Source organism: Polynucleobacter sp. AP-Jannik-300A-C4 (genome assembly GCF_018688335.1).
Classification (GTDB): domain Bacteria; phylum Pseudomonadota; class Gammaproteobacteria; order Burkholderiales; family Burkholderiaceae; genus Polynucleobacter.
Window position 1 is genome coordinate 743,818 of record NZ_CP061316.1, and the last position, 20,280, is coordinate 764,097.

The following is a 20,280-nucleotide window of genomic DNA, read 5'->3' on the forward strand; positions in this document are numbered from 1 at the left end:
CCGATAGAGGATTGAGATCGGGGATATTCGCCTCGTTGTACGATAGATGGCATGAAGCTTCTGATAGCCCTGTATTTCTATATTCTTGCCACCATTCAGTTGGGTTTGCTATTGGGTGTCTATCACTACTATCGCTCTCAAAGTGCTGTTAGGCCAAGCGCATATTGGATGGGATCTTTGGTGGTGAGTATTTCGGCCTTAGCCATCTTTGGTACTGGAGTTTTGACGATTGAGGATGTCTCAAAGCCAGAATTTAATTTCACCATAGCCAATACATTGTTCTATGTGGCTGCTATTTTGCAACTGCTATTTTGTAGGTCGCTGAATCAGCCAATTAGTAAACGCATCGAATACGCCTTCATATTTTCCGTCTTCATTTTCATTCCATTCTTTGAGTGGATGCGGATTCATGGCACATTCGAAATTCGAACCGCAGTCATTTGTGTCATTACTGGATCTTTCTTTATTTGGCAGATTGTTCAATTGCGCGAAAAGAGAAAGTCGACTCCTTCGAAGCAATTAATGTATTTGCAATACGCCACTACTGCAGAATTATTTTTTGCTATTGGGCGACTCTCTGTTGTCGTTGCGTCTGGCCTCACTATTCGTCAAGTTGAGCAGATTCCCCAGTTTTTGATTCTTCTGACAATCATGCAAATCGTGATGAACACGCTGGCTTACATTGCGATTGGTGGTTATTGGTCTGAGCGTATTGCGCTGGCAAGTGCTCAATCGCAAACTGAGAACAAAGAAATTAAAGCTTTATTAACTGAGCGCGAGAATTTGATTTCTAGTTTACTTAAAGCCAATAAAACTGCAGCAACAGGGGCTTTGTCAGCCTCGATTGCCCATGAGCTTAATCAGCCCTTGGGGGCATCGCAACTGAATATCCAGTTTCTACAGAAGAAGTTATCTGAGGGTCATTTGACTGCCGAGCAAAATCAAGAGATTCTGGCTGCCTTACTAGCTGATAACCAACGCGCTACCAACATCATTCAATCGCTGCGCTCTATATTTTCTGATGGAAAGATTGGCACCGAACAGATCGAGCTTGACGAATTAATCGAATCTATTCTCAAGATTACTAAGCCTGAAATTCAGGCAAAGAATATTCAAGTGGTTCTAGATCTGAGCTCGAATTCGGTAATTAACGTTAATCGTGGCGAGATCCAGCAAGTGCTCCTGAATCTCATTAATAACGCAATCCAGGCCCTAAGTGAATCCCCTCGATCCTCTCGAATGCTCCAGATTGAGAGTCGAGATGTTTCTGGGGGTGTTCAATTGCTTATCTCTGACAATGGCGGTGGCGTGCCAAATGATGCCCAGATGCACTTATTTGAATTGCTCTCCAATAGCAATAAGCGTTCAGGTATGGGCTTAGGTTTATGGCTTTGCCAACATATTGTTTCTCGTCATGGTGGCAGCATTCGTTATGAGGATGCCGCTGGCGGTGGGGCTCAATTTACCGTCTTTTTGCCATCCACCCAGGACTAGCTTACTAGCTGTAGGGCTAATTGCCCAATGACAGCCCATTCTTTACATTCGATAAGTATCTTTTTACCAATATTCGCATTAGCTCAAGGCCCACATGAAAACCCAATTAACTCTGATTGCTGCATCTATCGCACTCATTTCTGGAAATGCCGTATTTGCAGCTGGTGGCGGTGGAGTCGTAGCTGATCCGGGCGCTATGCAGGGTAAGCACTTTGATGCCAAAGGCAAAGCCCCCTCGACCTTTACGGTGGAGCTGCAGAATGGCTTACGCAAAACCCTACCTTTTGAAGATAAGCGTGATTTTGAAGAATCCAAGAGAGGATTTATTGCTGCCCCTGCTTATAAAACCATCATGGCAGATGCAGGTAACGTAGCCTGGGATATGGGTAGCTATGAGTTCTTATTGCAGGGCAAGGATTTTGATAGCGTTCATCCATCTTTACAGCGCCAGGCCATTCTCAATATGGGCTATGGTCTCTATGAAGTCGTCCCAGGAAAGATTTATCAAGTACGCGGCTTTGACTTATCCAATATTAGTTTTGTTAAAACCAATACCGGTTGGATTGTCTTTGATCCACTGACCTCCAAAGAGACTGCAAGAGCAGCTTTGGAATTAGTTAACGAGAAGCTAGGTAAGCGTCCAGTTGTTGCGGTGGTGTATTCCCACTCCCATGCTGATCACTTTGGTGGTGTGCGTGGTGTGGTTGATGAGGCTGATGTAAAGAGCGGAAAGGTGAAGATCATTGCTCCGGCTGGCTTTATGGATCATGCTGTTGCAGAGAACGTATACGCAGGCAATGCTATGACACGCCGTCTGTATTTTCAGTACGGTGTTTTATTGCCACGCAGCCCATTTGGTCACGTTGATCAATCCATTGGTAAAAATACAGCCGCAGGCAATCTCGGCTTAATTGAACCTACCATTCTCATTAATGAGCCATTTGAAAAAATGACAGTAGATGGCGTGGAGATGGAGTTTCAAAATACGCCAGGTACAGAAGCGCCCGCTGAGATGAATACTTATTTCCCACAGATGAAGGCATTCTGGGCTGCTGAAAATATTACCGGCACCATTCATAACATCTATACCTTGCGTGGCGCTTTAGTCCGCGATGCCTTGGCATGGTCTAAGAATATTAATAATGCTCTATATCGCTATGGCAACGAAGCACAGGTGATGTTTGCTTCTCATTCATGGCCACGCTGGGGTAATGATCGCGTACAAGAAGTCATGCGTACTCAGCGCGATAGTTACGCCCACTTGAATAATGAAGTTCTGCATTTGGCGAACAATGGCGTCACGATCAACGAAGTGCATAACGTTTACAAGCAGCCAGAGAGCTTAAAGTCTCAGTGGGCGGCGCATAGCTACCATGGCTCAGAGGAGCACAACAGTCGTGCGGTGATCAATCGTTACCTAGGTTACTGGGATGCTAATCCTGCTACTTTGATTCCCTTATCACCAAAAGATTCTGCGCCGCTGTATGTCGAGATGATGGGTGGTGCCGGCAAGATCATGGCAAAAGGTAGGCAGCTTTATAAGCAGGGCAAGTATCGCGAAGCGATGGAGATTGTGAATAAATTGGTTTATGCAGAACCAAACAACACAGCAGCCAAGGATTTGCTGGCAGACATTTTTGAACAAATTGGTTATCAAAAAGAAAGTCCAAGTGTGCGTAATAGTTTCTTGGGCGCGGCCTATGAACTTCGTCATGGTATGCCTTCTGGAGCATCACCAAAGACTAATGGCCCTGATATGATCAGAGCAATGACTACTGAGTTATGGCTCAATGCCTTAGCGATTAGCATGGATAGCAAAAAAGCTGCCGGCATGAAGTTCACTATTAATCTCGACACCCCAGACAATGGTGAAAAGTTTGTAATCGAGATGAGTAATTCTGCGCTCACTAATATCAAAGGCTATCAGGATAAAAACCCCAACCTGACTATCATCGTGAACCGTAGCGACTTAGAGAAAGTCATGGGCGGTCAAACTACCTTTGAAAAACTCCAAGCCGAAGGAAAAGCTAAATTTGAAGGCGACCGCAAAGCATTTGATCAATTGCGAAGCACGATGACTACCTTTACACCGGACTTTGAGTTGATACCTGGTACCAAATCTAAAAAAGCCCCACCTGCTCAACCAAGCAAAGATCCGTTTGAGGCTCCTCCAATCGCCAATTCAGATGGTGCCTAATGAAGTCCCGTTGTGTTTAGGTCGCTGATTAAGTAATAGAGAATGGGCTCCTGGGAGCCCATTTCTTTTATCTGAATGCGTTGGTAACTCAGGCTGCGAAAGCGCCGCCATCTTCTAGTGATTTCAGTTCATCACCGGCAATACCCAATTCCTGAAGCACCTCATTGGTGTGCTCCCCAAGCAGTGGGGGATGTCTAGATACCTGCTGTGGAGTCCCCATCATCTTGACTGCGAATCCAATGTTCGGAACCTTACCTTCAATCGGATGATCGATTTCCATGCGCATCTTGCGATGCTTGCCATGTTCGCTATCAAATGCCTGAGGATAAGTATTAATTGGCCCAGCTGGGATGCCGGCTGCTAGAAGGAGATCCACCCATTCTTCGCTGGTTTTGGTAACGAAAGTCTTTTCAAGTTCAGCTGCCAGTATTAAGCGATTGGCAAGACGCAAGGGATTTGTCCTAAACAATGGATCCTCGAATAGCTCAGGTCGCCCAATTTTGTCGCAGAGCAGTTTCCATAGTTTTTGATTAGTAGCACCCATGACAAAGTAGCCGTCAGAGGCCTTCATGGCCTGATAGGGCGCGCTCATATGATTGGCAGTGCCAAGCTTGTAGGGTTCAACACCAGTTCCCCAGTACTGGGCTGTATCCCAGATGGAGAATGCCAGCGCAGAATCAAATAGAGATGCGTCAATGAATTGACCCTCGCCTGATTTGGTTTTACCAATATAAGCAGACAGAATTCCATAGGCTGCAAAGAGGGCGCAACCAATATCGGCAACAGGCACACCAGCTTTTACTGGAGGACCATCTGGATAGCCGGCAACACTCATGACGCCAGACATGGCCTGTGCCATCAAATCAAATCCTGGGCGGTCAGCCCATGGACCTGTTTGACCAAATCCAGAGATGCTAGCGTAGACCAAACCTGGGTTGATATCTTTGAGTGTTTGGTAATCGATGCCGAGTTTTTTCATAACCCCAGGTCGATAGTTTTCTACCAAGATGTCTGCAGTCTTCACTAATTCAAAGAAGACTTTTTTGCCAGCGTCAGTTTTCAGATTGAGAGTGACGCTGCGTTTGTTGCGATTCATATTCAGAAAGCCCATGCTGTCTGAACCTTTCATCTTGAATCCCATGGCACCACGAGTTTGGTCACCTGTGCCTGGAGGTTCAATTTTGATGACATCTGCACCCAGGTCGGCGAGTAACATACAGCAGTAGGGGCCCGCCATGACTTGACTCACATCAAGCACTCGCACTCCTGCCAGTGGCAGGGGTTTGCTATTTGAAGCGTTCATTTTGTCTCAATTATTTTTATGTTTAGAATGAAGTGCTAATAATAGCTATCAATATAAAACAAATAGAGAGACCTTGTTGTGCACCTACTTACTAGGCTTCATTGATCAATTCCATGGCTAATACCGAAGCTTCCAAATCACTGTCACTTGCCGAAGTTCATTTAGAGCTTCGTAATGGTATGGCATTGATTACCTTTGATCATGTAGCTGCGCGCAATGCCATGACTGCCCAGATGTATCAAAGCTTAAAGAGCATTTGCGAAGATCTGACCAAGAACTCTGCAGTGCGGGTGGTGATTCTGCGTGGTGCTGGTGGTAAATCATTTGTCTCCGGTAGTGATATCGCCCAGTTCGCCAGCTTTACATCTGGTGAGGATGGTATTCGCTATGAGGAAGGAATTGACGACTACCTTGCTCCATTAGCCATGTTGCCTATCCCCACCATCGCAGTCATTGATGGCATGGCAGTAGGCGGTGGACTTGCTATTGCGAGTTGCTGTGACTTTCGCATCTCTTCGCCAGATGCGCGCTTTGGAGTCCCTATTGCCAAAACCTTAGGTAATTGTTTATCCGCTGCTAATGTTGCTTGGCTTGTTGCGCACCTTGGTGTGAATATTGTCAAACGCATGTTGCTATTAGCTGAGCTCGTGACTGCACCAGAATTACTACAGAAGGGCTATCTATTGGCTACGTATCCTGCTGAAGAACTTGAGCATGAAGCAAATCAGTTGGCAGAGCGTTTAATGAAGTTAGCGCCCATTACCCAGAAATCCACCAAGCAAACTCTAACAAGAATAATGAAGAACAACTTGCCAGATTGCAGCGATTTGATTCGGGAATGCTATGGCAGTGAGGACTTTAAGAATGGGGTTGCAGCATTTTTGGATGGGAAGCCACCCGTCTGGACAGGAAAGTAATTCAATTCCTATATCTGTAGATAGTTCTTACAAAAACATCTCTTGTAAATTATTCAGATAACGCAAACCCTGTTCGGTAGCCTTAAGCTTGCTGGGATTTGAATCTAATAAACCTTTTTTGCAGGCCTCATCCAATCCTTTTGAAACTACGTTTAGTGGCAAGCCTGTGCGCTCGCTAAAGGTGATGGTATCTACACCATCAGTGAGGCGCAATGTATTGAGCATGAATTCAAAAGGAAGATCTTTACTTGGAATCTCCCTAGCTTCAATCAAGGCATTGCCTTTGCTTTCCATTACCTGCATGTAAGTCTCGGGGTGGCGCTCGCGCACTTGTCGGGTGATTTTGTCTGGGAAGGAAATCTTGCCATGGGCTCCTGCACCAATCCCGATGTAATCACCAAAGCGCCAGTAATTAAGATTGTGTTTGCACTCTTGATCTTTCTTGGCATAGGCAGAGACCTCGTACCGTCTATAGCCAGCCGCTTCAAGAAGAGCTAAATTCTGCTCAAAGATCGCATCAATCTGATCTTCATTAGGCAATTTGGGTGGGAAATTCGCAAAGTAGGTATTGGGTTCAAGCGTTAAGTTATAGAAAGATAGGTGCGGAGTCTTAAAGGAGAGCGCAGTTTCAATATCTGCTTTAGCAGCTTCCAGGGTTTGATTAGGTAAGCCGTACATCAGATCTAAATTGACCGACTTGAAGTGCTGCAAGGCAATCTCAATCGCGCGCTTGGCTTCTTCGCCATTATGAATACGTCCCAAGGCTTTTAACTGCTTATCTTGAAAACTCTGGATGCCTAAAGAGACGCGATTGATTCCCGCCCTAGCAAAGCCTGCAAACTTATCAGTCTCCACTGAGCCTGGGTTGGCTTCCATAGTGATCTCGCAATCGGGCTCTAGGTTTACCCGTGCCCGAATGGCAGAGAGCAATTCATTCATGCCGTTAGCAGATAGCAAGCTAGGTGTGCCACCACCAATAAAGATGCTGTGGACTTGACGACCCCAGATGCGAGGCAGCTCCGTCTCGAGATCAGTAATAAGCGCTTTGATGTAGCGTGCTTCATCAAATCCCTGTGAAGCTTTCACGCCATTGCCGTCATCTTTAATTTGATGTGAATTGAAGTCGCAATAAGGACACTTCTTTTCGCACCACGGAAAATGAATGTACAAAGACAGCGGGGGTAGGGCGGTGAGTTTTGGCGTAGTGGCCAAAACGGGATTAAGCGTGTTCAGCACGGCTTTGAAGTTTTGCAATGAGTTCGCGTAATGCTTGGCCACGGTGGCTAATGAGATTCTTCTCTGAAGATTCTAGTTCTGCGGCAGTGATGCCGAGCTCAGGCAAAAGGAAGTGCGGGTCGTAACCAAATCCATAACTTCCCTTGGCCTCATCAATCATTTGCCCATACCAGCGGGTTTGCACGATGAGCGGTTCAGGGTCATTGGCACTATTGACCATCACGAGCGCGCAGACATAATGCGCTCCACGATCCGCTTTCCCTTTGAGGGCTGCAATCAGTTTTTGATTGTTAGCAGCGCTATCCCCATCAACACCTGCATAACGCGCTGAGTAGACTCCAGGTGCGCCATCTAATGCGTGGGCACAAATTCCGGAGTCATCGGCAAGAGCAGGCAGGCCACTAGCTGCGCTGGCATGACGTGCTTTAGCCAAGGCATTCTCAACAAAGGTGTGATGCGGCTCTTCTGCTGACGGAATGCCTAACTCACCCTGAGGGATAACCTGAAAATGAAAGGGCGCCAAGAGCTCCTGGAACTCTCGAACCTTACCGGCATTGTTAGAAGCGAGAACGAGTTTTTGCACCAGCCACCCTTTAATCTTTTATTTAAATGCTTCTTTTTGGAGTTGCGTTAAATCCGCAATACCTTGCTCTGCTAAATCTAAGAGCGCATTTAATTCAGAGCGGGAGAATGCTGCGCCTTCAGCAGTACCTTGCACTTCAATCATTCCGCCTTTACCGGTCATAACGACATTCATATCTGTATCGCAAGAAGAGTCTTCTGGGTAATCCAAATCAAGCACTGGCACGCCTTGGTAGATACCAACAGAAATCGCTGCAACACTATCAATAATAGGATCTGATTTCAGTACACCACTTTGCAGGAGGGTATTAATCGCATCACGTGCGGCAACATAAGCGCCCGTAATCGATGCAGTTCTGGTTCCACCGTCAGCTTGTAAGACATCACAGTCAAGATGGATAGTTCTTTCACCCAATATTTTGAGATCAAAGACGCTACGCATCGCACGGCCAATCAAGCGCTGAATCTCTTGTGTGCGACCAGACTGCTTACCTCGTGCAGCTTCACGATCGCTGCGGGTGTGAGTGGAGCGGGGGAGCATACCGTATTCAGCAGTAACCCAACCTTCACCTGAGCCTTTTTTATGGGGAGGTACCTTTTCCAGAATACTGGCGGTACAGAGTACCTTGGTATCACCAAAAGCAATCAGAACTGAGCCTTCTGCATGCTTGGTAAAAGCACGGCTGATACTCACTGGGCGCAATTGCGTAGGGGTGCGGCCACTAGGGCGGGTGATGTTGGGCTTGGTCATGAGGTTTGGTCCTAAAGATCTACAATGTCCATATGATATCGAGCATGACTGGTTATGGCAGCGCTTCACGCCAAGTCTCCCTAGGAGCTGGTGTAGTAGCTGATCTGCAGGTGGAATGTCGGGCTGTCAACAGCCGCTTTCTGGATTTGGGCTTTCGTCTTCCGGACGAGTGTCGCGGGGCTGAGCCTGCCTTAAGAGAAATGGCGACTCAAAGCCTATCTCGAGGCAAGGTCGAGTTTCGGGCCGTATGGCGCGTTAATTCGGGTGCAGCGGGGGCAGCGGGGGCAGCCAAAGCCAACCCCCATGCCTTGGGTGCTCTAAACAAAGATCGTTTAGATGCCCTATACACCCTCCAGGAGCATGCTCAAGTCGCTTTTCCTCATGCTGAAGCATTGCGGATTGCAGATATTTTGCGCTGGCCTGGCATTGTTTCTGAACCAAGAGGTGAGGAAGAGGGTTGGATTACCGCTACTCTGGAAGCTGGTCGCGCAGCTTTAACTGCCTTAATGGATAGCCGCCATGCAGAAGGCAAGGCCCTAGTCACAGTATTAACGACCATCACAAGCAAAATGCGTGAGATTGTGAAGAGCATTGAGCCTAAGGTGCCGGCTTACGTTTCTCAGTATCAAGAAAAACTCACTGAACGCTTGGCTGAAGCATTAGCAGCTCAAGAGCAGGGCAAGGGCAGTTCTGGCACGGAGTTGATGGAGCGTATTCGTCAGGAAGTGGTGCTCTACGCAGTTCGTATCGATGTTGCGGAAGAGTTTGCTCGACTCAAGACTCATCTTCAGGCAGTAGATACTGCTCTGGCAGGTAAAGGGCCAGTTGGAAAACGTTTAGATTTCTTGATGCAAGAGTTGAATCGTGAAGCCAACACCTTGAGCTCTAAATCTGTTTCAGAAGAATGTACTCAAGCTGCTTTAGAGCTCAAGCTCTTGATTGAGCAGATGCGTGAACAAGTCCAAAATTTAGAGTAACCATCACTTACACAAATTATTATGGCCAGCCCTAAACCTAAAGCTAACCTATCTCCCGCTTATCAAGGCAGCATGTTGATGATCGTTGCCCCATCAGGCGCTGGAAAATCCTCTTTGGTGAATGCCTTATTGCAAGAAGATACGGCGCTCAAGCTCTCCCTTTCCACTACAACCCGTGCGCCAAGGCCAGGCGAGGTGGATGGCAAGGACTATCGCTTTATTAAAAGAGATGAATTTATAGCGGAACGCGATCAAGGTAATTTTTTGGAGCATGCAGAAGTGCACGGCAATTTTTACGGCACCTCCAAAGCTTGGATCGAAACCCAGATGAAAACCGGGCGCGATGTGATGCTCGAGATCGACTGGCAGGGCGCCCAGCAAATTCGTCAAATTATTCCCGAAGTGCAGTGGATCTTCATCTTCCCGCCTTCATTTGAGGCCTTAGAGGAGCGCTTGCGTAAACGTGGGCAGGATGATGAGGAAACCATTCAGAGAAGGTTGGCTGCAGCCCATTTAGAGCTTCAGCATGCCCATGAAGCGGATTTCATTGTCATCAACGATGATTTTGAGCAGGCTTTAATTGATTTACGCCATGTTGTTGCTGCCAGCCGCTTACGCTCAGGGCCAATTATGGCTCGCAACCCAGCGCTTTTAAGGCGGCTTGGGGTCTAATCAGTTATCCTATAGGTATTGAAGCTAAATTTAAGTGAGTTCAGCATGGCCCGTATTACTGTAGAAGATTGTCTAAAAACTATCCCAAATCGTTTTGAGCTGGTATTGGCCGCGACTTATCGCGCACGTCAATTAGTTCAAGGTCACTCCCCACGTGTTGAGTCCAGAGATAAAGCAACTGTAGTTGCCTTACGTGAAGTTGCTGCTGGTGTAACTGACCGTGACATGTTGACCAAAGTACCTTTGTAATTCAGGGGTTCCGTTGTGGAGCTCCCCTTAGGCGACCAAAACACATCGGAATCCAAAGGTCGGGTCTCGCCTAAAGAGACTGTTAATAGCGATAAGTCTTCCATCATCGCAACATTGTTAGCTCAATCGAGCCGACATTTATTTGGCCCTACCTCTGCGCCAGCACTGCCACTAAAGCATCAGGTTGTTTCTATCGATGGCCTGATTTCTAAAATAGGCTATCTCAAGCCTGAAGAGGTTACGCTCATTAAGCAAGCATTTCATTTTGCAGATGCGGCTCATCTCGGGCAGTATCGTCACAGTGGCGAACCTTACATTACCCATCCCGTATCCGTTGCTGAATTGTGTGCCACCTGGCATTTAGATGCTTCCTCCATCATGGCGGCTTTGCTGCATGATGTAATTGAAGATACGGGATGTACTCAAGCTGATCTAGTTGGAAAGTTTGGCAGCAAAGTAGCCGAGCTTGTCGAAGGTTTGACTAAGCTGGATAAATTGGAGTTCCAAAGTCATGCTGAAGCGCAAGCAGAAAGCTTTCGTAAGATGTTTATGGCAATGGCCCGTGATGTGCGAGTCATTCTGGTCAAGCTAGCTGATCGCACACACAATATGCGTACGCTTGATGCTGTACCGATGGAAAAGCGTCGCAGGGTAGCTACCGAGACCATTGAGATCTATGCTCCGATTGCCCATCGCTTAGGCCTCAATATTATTTACCGCGACTTGCAGGACTTGAGTTTCCGTTATTCGATGCCTATGCGCTTTAGGGTAATCGAAGATGCAGTGAAGCGGGCGCGTGGCAATCGCAAAGAGATGGTAGAAAAGATTTTGCAGAACGCCCGTATGGCTTTTGCAAAAGTGAATCTCGAAGTTGATCTACAAGGCCGAGAAAAAACCCTCTTCAGTATTTACAACAAAATGCGAAGCAAGCATCTGAGCTTTTCTCAAGTGCTCGATGTCTATGCCTTTAGGGTTACTGTGCACTCGATTGATGAGTGCTATCGTGCTCTCGGAATTTTGCATGCTCTCTATAAGCCAATGCCTGGCAAGTTTAAGGACTACATTGCGATTCCTAAGCTCAACGGCTATCAGTCCTTGCACACAACCCTCTTAGGGCCATCGGGTGTGCCGGTTGAGTTTCAGATACGTACTGGCGATATGCATGCGGTCGCTGAGGCTGGTGTTGCTGCGCACTGGGCATATAAGGATGGCGGACCGGATATGAGCGAGGTACAAAACCGGGCTCATCAATGGCTGCAATCCTTGATTGATATTCAGGACAGTAGTGGGGATTCACAAGAATTCTTAGAACACGTCAAAATTGATTTGTTCCCCGACGCAGTGTATGTTTTTACTCCAAAGGGTCAGATTAGAGCCTTGCCACGTGGCGCTACCGCCTTAGACTTTGCTTATTCAATTCATAGTGATGTGGGCAACACTTGTGTTGCAGTCAAGATTAATGGCATGCAATTACCGCTACGTAGTGAGTTAAAGAATAGCGATATTGTTGAAGTGGTGACATCGGCCAACTCCCAGCCGAATCCGGGCTGGTTGGCATTCGTTAGGACGGGCAAAGCTCGCGCCTCTATTCGCCATTCACTGAAGACCAAGCACTACGCCGAGTCTCTACAGTTGGGCGAGCGCCTCTTGGCGCATGCTTTGCGTCAACAAGGGGTGGATGCCGGCCTCTTATCTCCAGAGATCTGGGAAAAGTTATTGCACTGGACTGGTGATAAAACGCGCGAAGAGGCCTGTGTCAACATTGCTTTGGGTCGCAGATCCCCGCAAGAGTTAGCTATTCGATTGAAGATCTTGATTGATGACGAGGGTGGTTCAGAGCAAATGCGCTTGGGCGCGGCAGATTGGGTTACCCCTCATCAAGAAATTGCCTCACATCACCATCAGCGTCAGGCTATTTTGGTCGATGGTCGCGAAGGAAATTCGATAAGCTTTCAAACCTGTTGCCATCCGATCCCAGGCGACAACATTATTGGCTATCTCGGAAAGGGTGAAGGTTTACAGGTACACACTAATGACTGTCCAGTAGCCCTCAAAATGCTTTCGAAGGATAGCGACAAGTGGGTAGAGGTCGAGTGGGGCAAAGAGGTTAACCGAGAATTTGAGGTTGATCTTGCAATCGATACCCGCCAAGGAAAGGGTGTTCTGGCTAGAGTGGCTAGTAGTGTGACTGCTGCGGACTCCAACATCATGAACGTATCTATGGATGACCGATATAAAGAAGATGCCGTTACGATTCGATTCACAATACAAGTATCAGATCGTTTGCACCTTTCCAAGGTCATGCGTAGCCTGCGCACCAATCATGATGTGATGCGCGTGACTCGAGTTCGGGCTAGCTAATTTATTTACCTACTATTGGTACTGAACATCTAGGATTTCAATTTCACTAGGGCCCGATGGCGTCTGAATTTTGACGCAATCACCTACGCGTGCTTTGATCAGAGCTTTAGCAATCGGGGAGACCCAACTGACGTGACCAAGCTCTAAATCAACCTCATCAACGCCCACAATAGTGATAGTCGTCTCCTTGCCTGCATTGACACCCTCTAGGCTTGCATAAGTCACAGTGGCCCCAAAAAAAACCTGCTCAGCATCTGCTTCGCCTGATTTTCGGGCTTGGTTATCGACTACCACAGCAAATTCCAGGCGCTGGTTCAGGAAGCGAATCCGTCGATCTATCTCTCGAAGTCGCTTTTTTCCGTAGATATAGTCGCCATTTTCAGAGCGGTCGCCATTGGATGCGGCCCAGTGAACAACCTTGACAACCTCAGGCCGATCAAGGTCCAGGAGCTGTAAAAGCTCGCTTTTGATGCGTTCATGACCAGCGGGTGTAATGTAGTTCTTCTCTTCCATGGCATAATTATGGCTGTTGCGGCTGTAGCTCAGCTGGATAGAGTACTTGGCTACGAACCAAGGGGTCGTGGGTTCAATTCCTGCCAGCCGCACCAACCTATACAGGGCCTAGTTGAAAAACTGGGCCCTTTTTCTTTTTAGCCATTTCACAGTGGTTTCACGCAAATCCCTTATAGTTTGCCTATGGCCATTTCTGACCTTAATTCCGCGATTTCACCAGCTCCAGTAGCTATTTGGACGCAAACTGACGCAATCCATGCTCAAGTTAGCTTGAGCGGTGCTGTCAACGTGTATTCATTGGCCAGCGTGTGGACAAATATTCGGAAAAAACAAAACCTCTGGTTAGCACAAGGAAATGCCCAAAACCATGCTTTGGTTTTTGATGCTTCAAAAGTGAGCTCTTTAGATGGATCCGCATTTGCATTCTTAATAGATGTCCAAGAAGCTCAGCAAAAAGCGGGTGGACAGTTTGAGATTCAAGGATTGGATCCAAAGTATCAGCCGCTATTGAATGAGTTTGACCCCATCAATAAACTATTTCCGGTTCCTGCACCAAAACCAAAAACCAGTTTTGTTGTCAGTGTTGGTATGGCGGCACAAAATTTTTTGGATGATGTCCGCGGTTTAGTGACCTTTGTTGGGCATCTCTCTGCGGATTTAGCATGGTCAATACGCAATGTCAGGCAAGTGCGTTGGGGAGATTTTGTCAATGCGGCTGTAGAGGCAGGCATCTCTGCATTACCGATTGTTGGCCTCGTTGCCTTTTTGATTGGCGTTATCTTATCTTTTCAGGCAGCAATTGGCATGCAACAGTTTGGAGCAGTTTCTTTTGTCGGCCCTCTAGCTGCTTTAGGAATAGTGCGTGAGATGGGGCCTTTAATTACTGCCATCCTATTAGCTGGCCGCTCATCTGCTGCTTTTGCTGCGGAGATCGGCACAATGACTGTCAACAGTGAAGTAGATGCTTTGGTCACTGGTGGTTTAAGTCCAGTTCGATTCTTGGTTGTGCCACGGGTATTGGCAGGGATCTTGGTGGCGCCAATTCTGACTCTATACGCAGATATCGTCAGCATTTTTTCTTCGATGTTAACAATGCAAATTTACGGTATCCCCTTTATTAATTTTTATAACGGCATGTTAGCTGCTGTCGATATTGAGGATGTGCTCTCTGGGCTTGTGAAAGCTACTTTATTTGGTGTGGTTGTTTCTGCGATGGGATGTTTGCGCGGCATGCAAACTGGGACCGGCGCCGCTGCGGTGGGTATTTCTGCCACCAGAGCGGTGGTGAGTAGCATTGTCATGATTGTTTTGGTTGACGGTATTTTTGCTTATATCTCCTACAGGACAGGGTTTTAATGAACGCAATAGAAAACGCGATCGACGTTCAAAACCTCTCTGTAGGGTACGGCTCCAAAGTGCTATTGCAGAACCTGAATTTTTCTGTCGCTAATGGTGAGATTTTTGTCATTCTAGGTGGATCCGGTTGTGGCAAATCGAGTCTCTTAAAGAATTTATTTGGTCTGTATCAACCTCTCTCTGGAGATGTATTGATCGAGGGTCAAAATATCACTACCGCTCAGGGTGCTGAACGCCAAAAAATTATGACGAGCTTTGGTGTGATGTATCAGCAAGGCGCTTTATTTGGCTCTATGAATTTGCTTGATAACGTAACCCTCTTTATGGAGGAGTACACCCAGCTAACTAGAGATCAAATGAATTTATTGGCGCGATGTAAGTTGGACTTAGTGGGCTTACTCCCATACGAAACTTATATGCCTAGTGAGATTAGTGGTGGCATGCAAAAACGCGCAGCGATTGCGCGCGCCATGGCTTTGGATCCAAAGATCTTATTTTTGGATGAGCCTTCAGCCGGTCTTGATCCGATTACGTCAGCCGATCTTGACAGTACGATTTTGGATTTATCAAAAAACTTAGGATTTACCTTTGTCATCGTTTCACATGAATTAGCAAGTATTTATTCGATTGCCGACAAGGTAATCATGTTGGACAAGGACGCTAAAGGCATTATTGCTGAGGGTGACCCTAAAGTATTAAGAGACACTAGTAAAGATCCTAGGGTGCATCAATTCTTTAATCGCATTATGAGCAAGGACGCAGCATGAGTAACAACTCCAATCCCAATTATTTCCGCTTAGGCATTTTTGTTCTGGCGGCAATCGGTGCATTGCTCACCATTATCTTAATCTTTGGCTCGGGTCAGTTCTTTAAAAAGTCATTCATGGTGGAGACCTATGTAAAGCAATCGGTGACTGGCCTAGATGCTGGAGCAGCGGTGCGCTTTCGGGGGGTAAAGATTGGACAGGTAACTTCCATTACTTTATCAGGGGATGTGTATGAGAAAGATATCCCGATGCTTCAGAAGCAAGAGTATGTTGTCGTAAGAATGCAAATTTATGGCGACTCTATAGAAAAGAGTCACCTCGAAACTTTTATTAAAGATAATTTGCGTGCCCGTATTAGATCGATGGGTATTACTGGTGTGAATTATGTGGAGCTAGATTTTTATCCTAAATCTGATCAAATCTACACCCTCAAATACCCGTGGGAGCCAGAGTACCCAGTAGTTCCATCGATGCCAAATCAGGCTGATGAAATTATTTCTGGTATCCAAAAACTGATTGGTGCCTTCAATGGCTTAGATGTGGATGGGACCCAGAAGAAATTTGATGCGTTATTAGGTAACTTAAATAAGCTAATGGCTGGCGATGGAAGGGATAGTGCAGGTCTCATCAATACAGTGCAAGATCTCAATGTGCTCTTAGATCGTATTGCTAGGGTTACTGATAAAGATCAACTGAACATCCTGATGCGTGAATTGATTGCCACCATGGTTTCTTTGCGCCAAACCGTGACTAGCGTCCAAGGTGACACCACTGCAACCCTAGAAAATCTTCGCCAAGCCAGTGAACAGTTAAATGAGTTCACCCGCGTGGCAAGTCAATCACCGTCTACCTTGATTTGGGGTGAGCCACCTGCACGCATTACTCCTCCAATGAATGGAGTTCAAAAATGATGTCAATGAAAATCCAGATGATGAAAAATTCAAGCCTGACTCGGTTTGCTGTTTGCGCATTAGTCATCGCCACATTGAGTGCCTGCTCCTTACCTAAAAGACCCGCCTTGGAAACTAGCAGCTGGATGGTTGCGCCTGAGCGCACAGGAGCACCATACAAACCGCGTAGCGATTTATGGTTGAAGATGGGTTCAGTCACGACCACCCCGCCTTTTGATGGCAAGTCTTTGGTTTATCGTCTTGGCGATCAGCGCTATGAAAAGGATTTCTACAATATTTATTCTGCGCTGCCAAATGAGATGGTTGGTAATGCCACTCGCCAGTGGTTGAATAATGCTCAAATCTTTTCCATGACAGTGGGGCAGGGTAATAGCTTTTTCCCTTATTACAACTTGCAAGTTTCAGTGGAAGAGTTTTATGGCGATTACCGCGTCCGTCCGGAGGCAGTTGTTACAGCAGAGTTTTTCCTATCCGCAACTGATCCGCAAAAGCGCAATCCAGTAATTGGTAAAAATCGTTACACCAAGAGAATCATGCTAAAAGACAATAGCCCTCAAGCATTGGTCTTGGGTCAGCAGGAGGCTCTAGCGCAAATTTTGAAAGAGTATGAGGCAGTGCTGTATAAGTACGCTGGAAATCTGCCCCCACCTTTAGGGCAATAGTCATTTTAGAATTACTACAAATATAAAAAGTGGAGAAGACATGGATTTAGGACTGAGAGGTAAAGTGGCATTAGTAATGGCATCTAGCAGAGGCTTAGGTCAAGCTATGGCGGTTTCTCTAGCTCGTGAAGGTGTTAAGGTGGCTGTAACTGGTCGCAATCCCGAGGGCCTAAAAAAATCTGTTGAGTTAATTGAGGCTGCCGGTGGAACTGCATTGGCTTTGAGTTGGGATTTATCGGATCCTTCTGTCATTGACGGCCTAGTCAGCAAAATAGAACAAGAGCTTGGCCCAATTGATATCTTGGTCAATAACACTGGCGGACCTCCTCCAACATTGGCTGCTGGCCAAGACCCCGCTTTATGGCAAAAAAGTTTTAATGACATGGTCCTATCGCTCATTAGCATTACTGATCGCGTGCTTCCGGGTATGCGTCAGCGTAAATGGGGCCGCATTATTACTAGCACTACTTCAGGTGCGATTGCTCCAATTAAGAACTTGGCAATTTCCAATACCTTACGCGCTGCACTATTAGCCTGGTCGAAAACCTTGTCGGCAGAAGTGGCTGCCGATGGAGTGACAGTGAATGTGATCATGCCGGGTCGTGTAGCAACCGATCGCTTGCGTCAATTGGATGAAGCGCGTGCTCAACGTGAGAACATTAGCTACGACTCTGTTGTGAAATCTAGCTTGAATCTGATCCCAGCGGGTCGTTATGGTGATCCTCAGGAATATGGTGATACTGCTGCGTTTTTAGCAAGTCAAAACGCTTCATATATCACTGGGTCAGTGATCCGGGTTGACGGCGGCCAGATTCAGGCGATTTAGTCGCCGTGCTAGTGAGTTTTCTGCGGGATATTCGGCGAGACTTGCGATCCAGTGAGCTGCTTGCTTTACTGGTTGCGCTAACTCTATCGGTTGCAGCTTTATCTAGCGTCAGTTTTCTGGCGGATCGGATGCAGCGAGCCTTTGAGTTTGATGCTCGCCAACTTCTTGCTGCAGATATACTGCTTGTTTCTGATCAGCCTTTGCCTGAACGGTTTATTCGAGAGGCAAATAATCGTCAGCTGAGTGTTGCTCAGACCGTTGTTTTTCCGAGTATGGCCACTGTTGGTGCGCAAAGTAAGCTTGCATCCCTCAAAGCGGTATCTAACACTTATCCCTTGCGCGGGTCTTTGCAGGTCTCACCCTCCCAGGCCGGCCTCACTCCGCCAGCTGCTTCAGTCTGGGTAGACCCAGCTATGCTCAATACATTGAAGGCCAAAGTGGGCGATCAGATGTTATTGGGAGACAAGACGTTTTTAATTGGCGGCATTTTAGAGCGCGAACTCGACCGGGGTGCAGGCTTTATGAACTTTGCACCACGCGTCATGATGTCACTAGATGACTTGCAGTCAACAGGTTTAATTGGTTTGGGTAGTCGCGTTACTTATCGTCTATTGCTGGCGGGAAATGATCAGGCTATTTCTGATTATGAAAAATGGGCTACTCAATGGATTGAATCTGAGGGTCTCAGAGGAATGCGTATTGAGACCTTGGAAAACGCGCAACCGGTGATGCGTAAGACTCTAGAGCGAGCAGAGCGATTTTTATCTTTAGTTGCCTTGTTGACCGCAATGGTGGCTGCAGTAGCAATTGCATTATCTGCGCGTCGTTATGTTTTAAAGCAGTCAGATGTTTGTGCAGTTATGAAATGTCTTGGGGCAAGTCAAGGGGCAATTCTAGTAAATCAAATCAAAGTATTGGGGGCTCTGTGCTTATCAGCTGCACTTATGGGTTCAGCTATTGCTTACGGCGTTCAAGAAATATTAATTCATATTTTGGGTGATTTAGTTTTTGCTGATTTGCCTGTGATTTCCCTCTGGCCATTAACTTGGAGCATCTTATTCTCCTCCTGTTTATTAATTGGCTTTGCTGGCCCACCCTTATTTAGTTTGGTCATGATCTCGCCAGTTCGGCTGATTCGAAAGGAGTTAGGTGCTGTCAATATCAAGTCACTTTGGGTTGCACTTTTTGGAATTATTACTTGTCTAGCCTTAATTGCTATCGCAGCGCAGGATTTGAAACTAGCTTCTTGGGTTGCGATTAGCTTCACTTTGGCCGTTACTTTGTTTGCCATAGTTTCTTGGTCATCACTACGCCTGCTTAATCTTGGTTTTTCGAGTTGGAGCACTAAGAGCTTTGCTCTCCGCTTTGCGTTGACTGTGCAAGCGCGCCGCGCAGGATTTGCGGTAATGCAAATTACTGCTCTGGGCATTGCCTTGATGGCTTTACTACTCATTCTCTTACTTCGTCAGGATTTATTGGTCACTTGGCAGGGAAACATTCCAGCTGATGCACCCAATCGCTTCATGATTAACATTCAGGAAGATCAAAAGCTAGGCATTACCCAGTCTTTACTTGGTGCGGGAGTTGCTAACCCTAGTTTTAGTCCAATGGTCCGTGCACGCCTGGTTGAGGTTAATGGCAAAGCTATTGGGCCGAATGATTATGTTGATGAAAATGCACGTCGCTTAGTCGATCGAGAATTTAATCTCTCTTATACCGAGCAATTGCCAGATGGTAATCGAATTACTTCTGGAAAATGGATTGATGGCAGTGCGCCGCAAGTTTCTTTGGAGGCGGGTATTGCAAAGACCTTAAAGCTTAAGCTGGGTGATCAAATGACTTTTGAACTCGCTGGTGAAAAAGTTACCGCACCAATCACTTCTCTTCGTAAACTGGATTGGAGTTCCATGAAGGTGAATTTTTTTGTCATCATGTCGCCCGCCATGCTTGCTGAAATGCCCCAATCATGGATTACCTCCTACTATCAAAGTCCTCTCATTGAAGGGCTTGATTACCAACTTGCACAGAGCTACCCCAATCTCACTATTGTCGATGTAGCGTCCTCTTTGCAACAGATACAAGACGTATTGGATCGACTGTCTTCAGTACTGGGTCTTCTGTTTGCCTTTACGATCGCAGCAGCAATTCTGGTTTTAGTGGCTGCAATTGCAGCCACTCAAGATGAGCGCTTTAGAAGTGCTGCATTACTCAAAGCGGTAGGTGCATCGCGCGCTTTACTAAGAAAGATAGCTCTGGCTGAACTGTTGATTATTGGAGTGCTCTCTGGAGTTTTAGCTGGACTAGCTGCTGGAGTAGCAGCGTGGGCGCTGGGTCGATTTGTATTGGAGATTGAGTTCAATGCATTCGTACAGTCTTTAGCGATGGGAATTATCTTTGGAGTCTCTGCTTGTCTCTTGGCTGGATATCGTTTTCAAAGAAAAATTCAAACAACAACTGCAATGGAGTGTTTGCGCGAGATCTAGGGCGCACTCTCTAACGAGAGTAC

General features: G+C 46.6%; 18 protein-coding genes and 1 tRNA gene. 14 read left to right on the forward strand and 5 right to left on the reverse strand.

The genetic code is table 11. The annotated features are described in order from the left end of the window. The first annotated feature begins 51 nt into the window (after positions 1-51). Both FD975_RS03905 and FD975_RS03910 read left to right on the forward strand, forming a co-directional pair. Positions 52-1,494 carry a sensor histidine kinase gene (locus tag FD975_RS03905; RefSeq protein WP_215303282.1) on the forward strand — a complete coding sequence of 481 codons (1,443 nt, stop codon included), beginning with the start codon at positions 52-54 and terminating at the stop codon, positions 1,492-1,494. A 94-nt stretch (positions 1,495-1,588) separates the two neighbouring features. Beyond that, positions 1,589-3,691 carry an alkyl/aryl-sulfatase gene (locus FD975_RS03910; RefSeq protein ID WP_215303291.1) on the forward strand — a complete coding sequence of 701 codons (2,103 nt, stop codon included), beginning with the start codon at positions 1,589-1,591 and terminating at the stop codon, positions 3,689-3,691. An 88-nt stretch (positions 3,692-3,779) separates the two neighbouring features. Here FD975_RS03910 and FD975_RS03915 read toward each other — a convergent pair whose 3' ends face one another. Further along, on the reverse strand, positions 3,780-4,994 hold the full coding sequence (locus tag FD975_RS03915; protein WP_215303293.1) for a CaiB/BaiF CoA-transferase family protein: 1,215 nt from the start codon (positions 4,992-4,994) through the stop codon (positions 3,780-3,782). A 113-nt stretch (positions 4,995-5,107) separates the two neighbouring features. Between FD975_RS03915 and FD975_RS03920 the strand changes: the two genes are divergently transcribed. Continuing rightward, the gene (locus FD975_RS03920) at positions 5,108-5,911 is read left to right on the forward strand and encodes an enoyl-CoA hydratase/isomerase family protein (RefSeq protein WP_215303294.1); all 804 of its coding nucleotides are present in this window, start codon (positions 5,108-5,110) and stop codon (positions 5,909-5,911) included. 27 nt (positions 5,912-5,938) lie between these two features. Here FD975_RS03920 and hemW read toward each other — a convergent pair whose 3' ends face one another. From hemW to rph, 3 genes are read right to left on the reverse strand one after another with little or no spacing between them, the layout of a single operon-like run. Beyond that, positions 5,939-7,147 carry a radical SAM family heme chaperone HemW gene (gene hemW / locus FD975_RS03925; protein ID WP_251371417.1) on the reverse strand — a complete coding sequence of 403 codons (1,209 nt, stop codon included), beginning with the start codon at positions 7,145-7,147 and terminating at the stop codon, positions 5,939-5,941. Further along, on the reverse strand, positions 7,131-7,730 hold the full coding sequence (gene rdgB, locus FD975_RS03930; RefSeq protein WP_215303295.1) for an RdgB/HAM1 family non-canonical purine NTP pyrophosphatase: 600 nt from the start codon (positions 7,728-7,730) through the stop codon (positions 7,131-7,133). Before rdgB ends, hemW begins: the two co-directional genes overlap by 17 nt. 18 nt (positions 7,731-7,748) lie before the next feature. Further along, positions 7,749-8,480 carry a ribonuclease PH gene (gene rph / locus FD975_RS03935; RefSeq protein ID WP_215303296.1) on the reverse strand — a complete coding sequence of 244 codons (732 nt, stop codon included), beginning with the start codon at positions 8,478-8,480 and terminating at the stop codon, positions 7,749-7,751. Between the two features lie 32 nt (positions 8,481-8,512). Between rph and FD975_RS03940 the strand changes: the two genes are divergently transcribed. From FD975_RS03940 to FD975_RS03955, 4 genes are all read left to right on the forward strand, one after another. After that, complete coding sequence (locus tag FD975_RS03940; protein WP_215303297.1) at positions 8,513-9,457, forward strand: YicC/YloC family endoribonuclease; 945 nt, start codon at positions 8,513-8,515, stop codon at positions 9,455-9,457. A 21-nt stretch (positions 9,458-9,478) separates the two neighbouring features. Then, positions 9,479-10,129 carry a guanylate kinase gene (gene gmk, locus FD975_RS03945; protein WP_215303299.1) on the forward strand — a complete coding sequence of 217 codons (651 nt, stop codon included), beginning with the start codon at positions 9,479-9,481 and terminating at the stop codon, positions 10,127-10,129. 45 nt (positions 10,130-10,174) lie between these two features. Continuing rightward, entirely contained in the window at positions 10,175-10,378 is a 204-nt protein-coding gene (gene rpoZ, locus FD975_RS03950; RefSeq protein ID WP_011902918.1) for a DNA-directed RNA polymerase subunit omega, read from the forward strand. Positions 10,379-10,480: 102 nt separating this feature from the next. Next, positions 10,481-12,739, forward strand: a complete 2,259-nt coding sequence (locus tag FD975_RS03955) for a bifunctional (p)ppGpp synthetase/guanosine-3',5'-bis(diphosphate) 3'-pyrophosphohydrolase (protein ID WP_215303815.1) — start codon at positions 10,481-10,483, stop codon at positions 12,737-12,739. A 12-nt stretch (positions 12,740-12,751) separates the two neighbouring features. Here the strand turns inward: FD975_RS03955 and greB are convergent, their stop codons facing one another. Next, the gene (gene greB / locus FD975_RS03960) at positions 12,752-13,252 is read right to left on the reverse strand and encodes a transcription elongation factor GreB (RefSeq protein WP_215303300.1); all 501 of its coding nucleotides are present in this window, start codon (positions 13,250-13,252) and stop codon (positions 12,752-12,754) included. 18 nt (positions 13,253-13,270) lie between these two features. Between greB and FD975_RS03965 the strand changes: the two genes are divergently transcribed. From FD975_RS03965 to FD975_RS03995, 7 genes are all read left to right on the forward strand, one after another. After that, positions 13,271-13,347: transfer RNA gene (locus tag FD975_RS03965), tRNA-Arg, on the forward strand. 88 nt (positions 13,348-13,435) lie between these two features. After that, positions 13,436-14,608: an ABC transporter permease gene (locus tag FD975_RS03970; RefSeq protein ID WP_215303302.1), complete on the forward strand. Its 1,173-nt coding sequence runs from the start codon at positions 13,436-13,438 to the stop codon at positions 14,606-14,608. Then, entirely contained in the window at positions 14,608-15,375 is a 768-nt protein-coding gene (locus FD975_RS03975) for an ABC transporter ATP-binding protein (RefSeq protein WP_215303304.1), read from the forward strand. Before FD975_RS03970 ends, FD975_RS03975 begins: the two co-directional genes overlap by 1 nt. Continuing rightward, the gene (locus FD975_RS03980) at positions 15,372-16,286 is read left to right on the forward strand and encodes an MlaD family protein (protein ID WP_215303306.1); all 915 of its coding nucleotides are present in this window, start codon (positions 15,372-15,374) and stop codon (positions 16,284-16,286) included. Before FD975_RS03975 ends, FD975_RS03980 begins: the two co-directional genes overlap by 4 nt. After that, positions 16,283-16,948 carry a membrane integrity-associated transporter subunit PqiC gene (locus tag FD975_RS03985; protein WP_251371418.1) on the forward strand — a complete coding sequence of 222 codons (666 nt, stop codon included), beginning with the start codon at positions 16,283-16,285 and terminating at the stop codon, positions 16,946-16,948. The genes FD975_RS03980 and FD975_RS03985 overlap by 4 nt, the downstream gene beginning before the upstream one ends. A gap of 40 nt (positions 16,949-16,988) precedes the next feature. After that, complete coding sequence (locus tag FD975_RS03990) at positions 16,989-17,774, forward strand: SDR family oxidoreductase (protein WP_215303308.1); 786 nt, start codon at positions 16,989-16,991, stop codon at positions 17,772-17,774. An 11-nt stretch (positions 17,775-17,785) separates the two neighbouring features. Beyond that, a complete protein-coding gene (locus FD975_RS03995; protein WP_251371419.1) occupies positions 17,786-20,257 on the forward strand; it encodes an ABC transporter permease in 2,472 nt (823 codons plus the stop codon). Positions 20,258-20,280: the final 23 nt, after the last annotated feature.